Raw genomic sequence first — 8542 nt, forward strand, 5'->3', positions numbered from 1 at the left:
AGATGTGTATAAGAGACAGGTGTATACCTTAAATGTAACGTTACTGATTACAAAATTTTACAGGAGCGAAACATGCAGCAGAAAGGTTACGTCGCAGATTCCGCAGCAGCGATCGCACAGTACTTCGAAAAAGCCACGCTTCCCACCCAACAGGAAACGCTGGGTCAGGTCGTTGTTGAGATCCTTAGCGACGGGCGAAATCTCAATCGCAAATCGCTCTGTACCAAACTGTTAAGTCGCCTTGAAAGGGCCGAGGGCCCCGAAGAGGAACAGCATTACCATATGCTGCTTGGTTTGCTCTTCGAACGATAACGTGATGAACCGCAGTGACGCAGACAAACTGACCGATCAGCTGATTGGCGAAGCCGTTCTTTCTCTTTTGAGAGAGCGTGGCCCTGTTACAACTGAAGCTCTGGTTCAACGTCTGCGGCAGATGAAAACTCATGAAAAGAATCCCCGGCGGCGGGAGACACTGGCGAAGGCGATTGCCGATATCGGATCAAAAAGCCTCGGATTAAAACGTCGCAGAACCGCGCAAGGACGAATGAGCAGAGAGGGACCTCTCAATGATAACAGAGGCAATGTAGTGTCGTTGTTTGGAAAGGGAAAGCCGTCCGATCCCAAAAAAATACATTGACTGCATTTTAACAGCTACGGTGAGAACAAATGAGACAAAATATTCAGCTTCAACCCGAATACCACTCTGCTTTTTTAGACAGTGCGCTGGCGGAATATTTCCGTCACGCAGGCGATCGTTTTGCTGAAGAGTCCGCTATTTTTTCTACTGCAGTACGCTGTGTTCTGGCCTCTGAAGGTCATATTTCCAATAAAGCGATCATCCTGTGGCTCATTCAGACGCTGGAAGCGACCAGAGACGTTGTGCAGGCGGATGTTATTCGTAAGACGCTTGAGGTCGTTGTGGGCTACACCATGGATGACGTTTAAACGCCCTGCCATTCAGCGATCGTGTCATCGTCAGAATTGTCGAACATGCTGACGATGACACCCCCCTCTCTTCATAACCCCCTGTAAAGAAACGTTATAAAGATGGCATGGTTTCTGCTTACTCCCTGTTACGGGACTGGGCTTACCAGTCATTTTGCTTCATTTCTTAACAGGTCTGTTATTGATGAAAAAAATCGCCAGCGTCTGCCCTTACTGTGGTGCAGGCTGCAAACTAAACCTTGTCGTTGAGAATAACCGTATCATCCGTGCCGAAGCGGCAGAGGGGGCCACAAACCAGGGGACGCTATGCCTGAAAGGATTTTACGGATGGGATTTCCTTAACGATACCCGCCTGCTCACCCCACGCCTGACCCAGCCAATGATCCGCTACCGCAAGGGAGAGACATTCACTCCCGTGACCTGGGAAGAGGCTATCCGCTACACCGCCCGGAAGCTCAGCAGCATTAAAGCCCAGTTCGGCCCGCGTTCGATTATGACCACCGGGTCGTCGCGCGGTACCGGGAATGAAACCAACTACGTGATGCAAAAATTTGCCCGCGCGGTGCTGCACACCAACAACGTCGATTGCTGCGCGCGCGTTTGTCACGGTCCTTCCGTCGCCGGACTTCAGGAGACCCTCGGCAACGGTGCAATGAGCAACTCTATCAACGATATTGAACACTCCAAATGCCTGCTGGTATTTGGCTATAACTGCGCAGACTCCCACCCTATCGTCGCCCGGCGCGTGCTAAAAGCCCGTGAAAACGGCGCGAAAATCATTGTCTGCGACCCGCGCCGCATCGAAACGGCGCGCATTGCCGATCAGCATCTGCAATTGAAGAACGGTAGCAACATGGCGCTGGTGAACGCCTTTGGCTATGTGCTTCTGGAAGAGGAGCTGTACGACAAGAACTACGTCGCGCGGTTTACCGAAGGACTTGAGGCCTATCGGCAGACGGTGAAAGAGTATGCTCCAGAGCGCGTAGAACACCTCACCGGCATCGCCGCCCGCGACGTTCGTCAGGCAATGCGCACCTTCGCGGCGGCCCCTTCCGCCACCGTAATGTGGGGAATGGGCGTGACCCAGTTTGGCCAGGCCGTCGATGTCGTCAAAGGGCTTTCCAGCCTGGCACTGCTGACCGGCAACCTCGGCCGCCCTGCCGTCGGTGTCGGTCCCGTGCGCGGGCAAAACAATGTTCAGGGCGCCTGCGATATGGGCGTTCTGCCGAATATGTTCCCCGGCTATCAGGATGTGACCGATCCGGCTGTCCGGCAGAAGTTCGCCGATGCCTGGGGGATTGACGTCAATAACATGGACGATCGCGTCGGAACGCGCATTACCGAAGTGCCTCACCTTGCGCTGGAAGGCAAGGTCAAAGCCTATTACATCATGGGGGAAGATCCGCTGCAGACGGAAGCCGATCTCGGCCTGGTCCGCAGCGGTTTCGAGGCGCTTGACTTCGTGGTGGTTCAGGACATATTTATGACCAAAACGGCGGAAGTGGCGAACGTTCTGCTCCCTGCCACCTCATGGGGCGAACACGGCGGCGTTTTTACCTGCGCCGACCGGGGTTTCCAGCGTTTTGGCCAGGCTATTGAGGCCAAAGGCAACGTGAAGCGCGACTGGGAGATCATCAGCCTGCTCGCCACCGAGATGGGCTATCCGATGCATTACGACGATAACCAGCAGATCTGGGATGAAATGCGCGAGCTGTGCCCGCTCTTCTACGGCGTGACGTATGAAAAAATGGGCGAGATGGGCCACGTGCAGTGGCCGTGCCCGACGCTCGATCACCCCGGCACGCCGTACCTCTACAAAGATAATCAGTTCGATACCCCGAGCGGTAAAGGGCAGCTCTTTGCCGCACCGTGGCGCGCGCCGGCAGAAACTCCGGATGCGGATTTCCCGCTGGTGCTGTGTACGGTCCGCGAGGTGGGTCACTACTCCTGCCGCTCGATGACGGGTAACTGCGCCGCGCTGCAAAGCCTCGCCGATGAGCCGGGACGGGTGCAGGTGAATCCTGCCGATGCGGACAGACTAGGTATTAGCGACGGTCAACTGGTCTGGGTACGTTCGCGCCGGGGTAAAGTGATCACCCGCGCCAGCATTAGCGAGCGCATCAACGCCGGGGCGGTCTATATGACCTATCAGTGGTGGATCGGGGCCTGCAATGAGCTGACGCAGGATAATCTCGACCCCGTATCGAAAACCCCGGAAACGAAGTACTGCGCGGTGCAGCTGGAGGCGATTGAGGATCAGCGCTGGGCGGAGGAATTTGCTGCGTCGTCTTACCAGACGATGAAAGCGCGATTGATCAATGCCGTGAACGTCTGATGCTCCTGCCGGGTGGCGTCAGCACCACCCGGCAACAGCGCCACGCTTTAGCGTTATTGCTGGTTATAAGCTGTTAGTCAGATAGTCACGCAACCGGTTCGGACAGGCATTTTTCTCTACCATCCGGTGAATCAAGGCCATAAGTTCAAAATCGCTGCGCAGATCGAATTTCTGCATCAGCAGATATTTATGCGTAAAAATGGTTTTATCACTGGTGTTTAGTTTATTCGCAATCTGCCCTACCGATAACCCGCGGTAAAAATTGACCATAACGCGAATCTGCTGCGGCGATAATATTTTGTGCTGGCATTCGTAGCAGCTTTTATTCTTCCAGCGATAGCCCGGTAATTGCGTGCGATACCATGCGATAAAGAGCGCCTCACCGATCCGATCGAGCGAGGCCCGGCGAGAGATAAAAATCATATCCTGAAAACAGGAGGGAAATGCCGAGAAACGCTGCTCATCATCAACCAGGCCGATCACAATCCCTTTTTTCCGCGCCTGTAGCTCGGGATAACAGGTCAACGTTTCCCCCTGGCATAAAGAGAGAAAAATGATATCCGCAACGCTGACATTTTCCGGCGTAAGTTCAACCTCAAAATGAAGCTGGTGTCTGAAATTATGAAAGAAGAACTCCCCCAGAAAACGCTTTAGGCCATCTCGAAAAAATGAATCTGTCTCTTTTATCAGAATATTCAACATTACCGTTACCGACATCTGTCAATCATTAAGAAATATCAACCCATGTACTGATTAGTTGTACTGCATCGTCATGACGACGACGGCACTGATGCTCCCCGGCGTTGCGCCGCCTGTGGAAGATCTGACCGATGCCAGCATGGCCATCGTTGCGGTTCTGTCTGCTGCAATAGTTTGTGTAATACTTGTTCCGGTTCCCTTCATTGCACCCGTTGCGGCCTCACTCATCGCAATCGCGACGTTCGTGGCCGAACCGCTGTTCATATAGTAATCCGCCCCGGCGACCGGATCGGGGTTTCCGGTAAAGGAGACCGTCACGCTGCGCGTCCCTGTCGGACACTGGGTAAACAGCAGGTTAAACGGCACAGGATCGGACGATGACCCCGGCGTAGCCATATTGGATGCCTGGATATTGCCAAGGTTGATATCCAGACTGTTATTTCCCCCATTAAAGATACAGGGAGAGGCCACAATATTTCCGGTAACGCTGACGCTAACGCTGTCCGTCGCAAAGGTATTGCAGCTTACTAATATGGCGGCAAGCGCTGCCGTGCGCAGAATATTCATCATTTATCCTTTACTGATACGTCAAATTTAAGGTTGCAGACGCATTGGCAGTACCGGGTTCAACCGTCGTTTGGGTCTGGTAATAACGCGCTGTTAATGGAAATGCCTGCTGCCCACCCGCGGCGGCATTTAACGGCAGACGGGTATTTAACGAGAGAGGCGTACCGTTATAGAGCAGCTGAACGCCAACCCCTTTCGCCGTGCCGGTATTACCCTGCCCCGTCAGCGCGAGCACGCTCGTTGTTGCTACGTCCGGGTTCTGAATGCCACTGAGCGAAACGTTGACGTTTGCCCCCGGGTCGCAGTTCAGACCCAGGTTTTGCGTATTCTGAGCGCCCGTCGGCGTGGTTCCGACCGTTGAGCCAAACGTCGCGGCAGAAATATCGCCGATGGGAAACGTCAGCTGCGGCGTCGTTATGCTGCAGGCCAGCACGTTGATGGTCCCGTCCAGAAGCTTCGTCGTAAGGCCATCGCGATACACACCATCGCTCCCCTGCAGCATAACGACACCCAGTACGCCGGGCGTCAGCGAGCCAGAGGCAACGGGTCCGGTAACGACAAGTTCTATTTTACCGCCCCACCATTCGACATAACTTGTCTGCGCGTTATAAGAAAAGGTATAGGTCGGGTTTTCAAAATAATTACCTGATGAAAAGCGCACGCCAATACCGCTTACATTGGTGTTATAAACGTGATTACCGTAAGTACTCGGCGTTGCATTAAGGTACCGCATGCTAAACCCGAGCATTAACGGATTAGTACAGCCGCTTAAATAAGACCCGGTGACCGACGCATTTTTTGAAAATAATACCGTGCCAACCGCGACATCACGCTGCACCGTAATTGTGCCGATGGACAAAGTGGATTCCTGTGGCGTAATCGTTGTGCAGGTTCCTGCATGAGCACTATTCCAGGCAGCGGTGATACACAGCAGGAACAGGATGTTAAGTATGCGCATTTTAAAAACCCTAAATACAAGTGACGTTAATTTCAGTAATTCCGCCTGCCGAAGATTGCGGCGAAAGCCGGAACGGCGCGCGGCACTGCCGATCGCTTTCCACTCCCCACGTAACGAATACTGTCCCCTGCGAATCCAGGCCAGTGAGATAGACTTGCCCTTTGTCGCCAACAATAGAGCTGCTGTTGTCGCTGCCTTTCAGGCTCACGATTGCACCAAAAGGAACAAAATGGCCGTTATGCATTAACGTGAATAATGCCCGCCTTCCCACTTTCGCCTTATAGTCGGCCAGGACAATTGCACCGCGCGTCGGCGTCACCGTGCGGGTATTAATATCCAGTTCAACGTCATCCGGCATACTTTCCGGGGCAAGCGTGATGTCATTTTTACGGTACGCGGAAAGGTTACTGACCACCGTATATCCCCGGAAATCTGTTTTTGCCCCCGGCTGATTACGGATATCTACGTCATGCACGCCCGGTGCGCTAATCAGAACATTGGTCTCCCCCAGAGGCTGAGAAAGCGAAATCCCCTCTCTGTGAGCAAGAATGCCCCCCTGCAAACCATAGTTAAGACGCTCGCTGTTTTTGTCGTAGCTATAGCCCGCCGTCACTTCGCCGTACGTGCCCCTGTAATCCCCGTTCATGTTGCCCGTATAGCCAACGCCGTCCGACCCATACCCTTGCTGCACGTTCCAGTTCAGCCCATGGTTTTCCAGCGCCACGCCGTTCAGACCAATGTTCTGCGTGGTGCCGTTATTCTTGCTGGCGCTCACGCTATAGTTAGCCCAGGTCTGCGGCAGGAATTTTTCAAGCGGAATGCTGACGTTAAAGGCCAGCAGCTGATCGTTGTCGTAGCGTTTATTGCCGTCATATGAACCCGCGCTGCCGTTTTTACTGTAAGTCCAGGTGAGTCCGTAGCTAATGTTGTGCCAGTAGTTGTTGTAACCCAGGCTGTAAGACGCCATCCTTTTGCCCGAATTCCAGTAATCTTCACGGACCGCGCTCAGCGTCAGCGAGCCAAGATTGCTGCCCAACGTCTGGCTCATCGTGAGCTCGGCACGGTTACGACGACGGTCCTGGAGCGCAGAGCTGTCTCCCCAGGAATCAAGGATCTCCTGCATGCCGTAGTAACCGCTGGTCGAATAGCGGTAGCCCGCAATCGAAAATTGGGTCCCTGTCCCGATAAAGTTCTTGCTGTAACGCGCACGCCAGGACTGCCCGTTGGATTTTTCTTCCCCCTGCGGGGTTGACCAGGCCTGGGTCATGTCCGCCGAAATCGCGCCGAAATCCCCCATGTTTTTCCCGATCCCGGTGGCGATCGACTGATATTTGCTCGACTCCTGCAGCCCGCCATAGAGCGTGAGGCCATATGGCAGACCATAAATCCCCGTGATTTGGCCAAACGGGGTCTTATCCACGCTGCTGCTGTAAGAACGATACTGCCCTCCGGTCACCGCATACTTAAGGCGCCCTTCGCGCTGCAAAACCGGTAATGAGGCATAAGGCAGGGTGAAATGCTGCTCGCTGCCGTCAGCTTCCTTAATGGTGACGTCCAGATCGCCTGCCCCGCCGGTGGGATACATATCGGTAATTTCAAAGGCGCCGGGCGCGACATAGGTCTGGTAAATCTGATAGCCATTCTGGCGAACAATGACCTGAGCATTCGTACGCGCAATCCCACGCACGACAGGCGCGTAGCCTTTGAGCGAATCCGGGAGCATGTCATCATCGGAAGCCAGCTGTCCGCCGCGAAACGGTATACTGTCGAACACGTCGGCGGGCGCGGAGCTATCGCCCAGCGTGAGCTCCGCCTTGAGCGGAATAATCGCCCGCTGTGCATAGGTGTAGACGGTATCCCATTTGTCCTGACCGTTCTCATCACGCGACCAGGTGGTGTAGTTGCGCAGTCGCCATGGCCCAACGTTGAGGCCTGGACGTAAGTTGGCATACTGACTGCTGCTGTTTTTACTCTCGCTCTGTTTCGCCCAGCTGTTGGCTCCGCTCAGGCTGTAGTTGAGCATCGCAGCGGCGATCCCCTCGTCCCACTGTTCTGGCGGGACATACCCTCTCGCAGGCAGGTCGATCGCGGCCTGGGGAATGCTGATAACAAGCCGCTGTGCACCAAACTGAAAATCCGTAGTGGCGTGAGGAATTGCCTGGAGGTTGACGCAGGAGGTGCTTTCAACCGCCAGGTTGGGGAACAGCGCCGTTTTAACGCCCCATTTTTTTAGCTGATCCATGCTCAGGCAGGGCTGCAGGCTATCGTTTTCCTGCCCATCTTTCCCGGCAACAAAATCAATATCGCTGGTCTCAATAAGCTGATCGTCGAGGATGATGTCAACATGGTATTTCCCTGGTGCCTGCGAACCTGATTCAAATGCAGATAAATCGGCTTTAGCCATTCCCGGATTATCCAGTTCCACCAGTTCGGCGTTAAAGGAATCACGGGCGTTAACCACGGGGACTGCATTCGCCAGCGCGAAGGCAATACACATTGCCAGACGCGCGGGCTGCATTTTTATATTGATTGTTGCCATCATCATAAACCTGACTCGATATTGCGGATGCCACTTTTCTCAGGAACTAAAAGCTGGCCTGATGTATTATTCCCGGGCTGCCATAATCGTTAATCACTTTAAATACGATCTGATTGCCATTAACGCCTGGCGGTAAGCGAAATGCTGCCACTGCGCCAGGTGCAACCCAGGAAACATCCTCCAGCTTTTTACCGCCGACGCTTATTTCATTAAAGTTGATCACATACGGTGTAGGATTTGTGACCTGAAGGTTGTTTCCGCTCCGGGACCAGGTTAATTTATTAGCCTGTTCTTCCGGTGTTGACGCCTTCAGGCTTGTCGGGCGATAAATAAGCTTAATACGTGTTTTAACGGCAATTTGTAACGAGTTTGCCTGTTTGCTCGCGGAAGGTATCGCTTTAATATTTAACCAGAAGAGGCTTTCTTTATCCTGCGGCAATGAGCCGGAAAGTAAAATCCGTTCAATATTTTGCTGGCCGCCGTTCAGTCTGTACAAAGG

Annotated in this window: 9 protein-coding genes; 4 read left to right on the forward strand and 5 right to left on the reverse strand. The window is 53.6% G+C overall.

Annotation, left to right across the window (positions count from 1 at the left end):
* The first annotated feature begins 72 nt into the window (after nucleotides 1-72).
* From ycgZ to fdhF, 4 genes are all read left to right on the forward strand, one after another.
* Nucleotides 73-312, forward strand: a complete 240-nt coding sequence (gene ycgZ / locus HBA26_RS22085) for a regulatory protein YcgZ (protein WP_028012861.1) — start codon at nucleotides 73-75, stop codon at nucleotides 310-312.
* Between the two features lie 4 nt (nucleotides 313-316).
* The gene (locus tag HBA26_RS22090; protein ID WP_047365422.1) at nucleotides 317-637 is read left to right on the forward strand and encodes a hypothetical protein; all 321 of its coding nucleotides are present in this window, start codon (nucleotides 317-319) and stop codon (nucleotides 635-637) included.
* A 29-nt stretch (nucleotides 638-666) separates the two neighbouring features.
* Nucleotides 667-945 carry a biofilm development regulator YmgB/AriR family protein gene (locus HBA26_RS22095; RefSeq protein ID WP_166721051.1) on the forward strand — a complete coding sequence of 93 codons (279 nt, stop codon included), beginning with the start codon at nucleotides 667-669 and terminating at the stop codon, nucleotides 943-945.
* A gap of 184 nt (nucleotides 946-1129) precedes the next feature.
* Nucleotides 1130-3280 carry a formate dehydrogenase subunit alpha gene (gene fdhF / locus HBA26_RS22100; RefSeq protein ID WP_126345700.1) on the forward strand — a complete coding sequence of 717 codons (2151 nt, stop codon included), beginning with the start codon at nucleotides 1130-1132 and terminating at the stop codon, nucleotides 3278-3280.
* A 63-nt stretch (nucleotides 3281-3343) separates the two neighbouring features.
* Here fdhF and HBA26_RS22105 read toward each other — a convergent pair whose 3' ends face one another.
* The 5 genes from HBA26_RS22105 to HBA26_RS22125 all read right to left on the reverse strand — a co-directional run.
* The gene (locus HBA26_RS22105) at nucleotides 3344-3982 is read right to left on the reverse strand and encodes a LuxR C-terminal-related transcriptional regulator (protein WP_126345736.1); all 639 of its coding nucleotides are present in this window, start codon (nucleotides 3980-3982) and stop codon (nucleotides 3344-3346) included.
* 51 nt (nucleotides 3983-4033) lie between these two features.
* The gene (locus HBA26_RS22110) at nucleotides 4034-4549 is read right to left on the reverse strand and encodes a type 1 fimbrial protein (RefSeq protein ID WP_045630160.1); all 516 of its coding nucleotides are present in this window, start codon (nucleotides 4547-4549) and stop codon (nucleotides 4034-4036) included.
* 7 nt (nucleotides 4550-4556) lie between these two features.
* Complete coding sequence (locus HBA26_RS22115; RefSeq protein ID WP_049138930.1) at nucleotides 4557-5504, reverse strand: fimbrial protein; 948 nt, start codon at nucleotides 5502-5504, stop codon at nucleotides 4557-4559.
* 10 nt (nucleotides 5505-5514) lie between these two features.
* Nucleotides 5515-8043 (reverse strand): fimbria/pilus outer membrane usher protein, encoded by a 2529-nt coding sequence (locus HBA26_RS22120; RefSeq protein WP_166721053.1) that lies wholly within the window; start codon nucleotides 8041-8043, stop codon nucleotides 5515-5517.
* A 46-nt stretch (nucleotides 8044-8089) separates the two neighbouring features.
* Nucleotides 8090-8542, reverse strand: a 453-nt coding sequence (locus HBA26_RS22125; protein ID WP_166721052.1) for a fimbria/pilus periplasmic chaperone, incomplete at its 5' end; no start/stop codon positions are given.

Origin of the sequence: Enterobacter sp. 725m/11 (assembly GCF_011683705.1) — a bacterium.
In the GTDB taxonomy this organism is placed as follows: Bacteria; Pseudomonadota; Gammaproteobacteria; order Enterobacterales; family Enterobacteriaceae; genus Enterobacter; species Enterobacter bugandensis.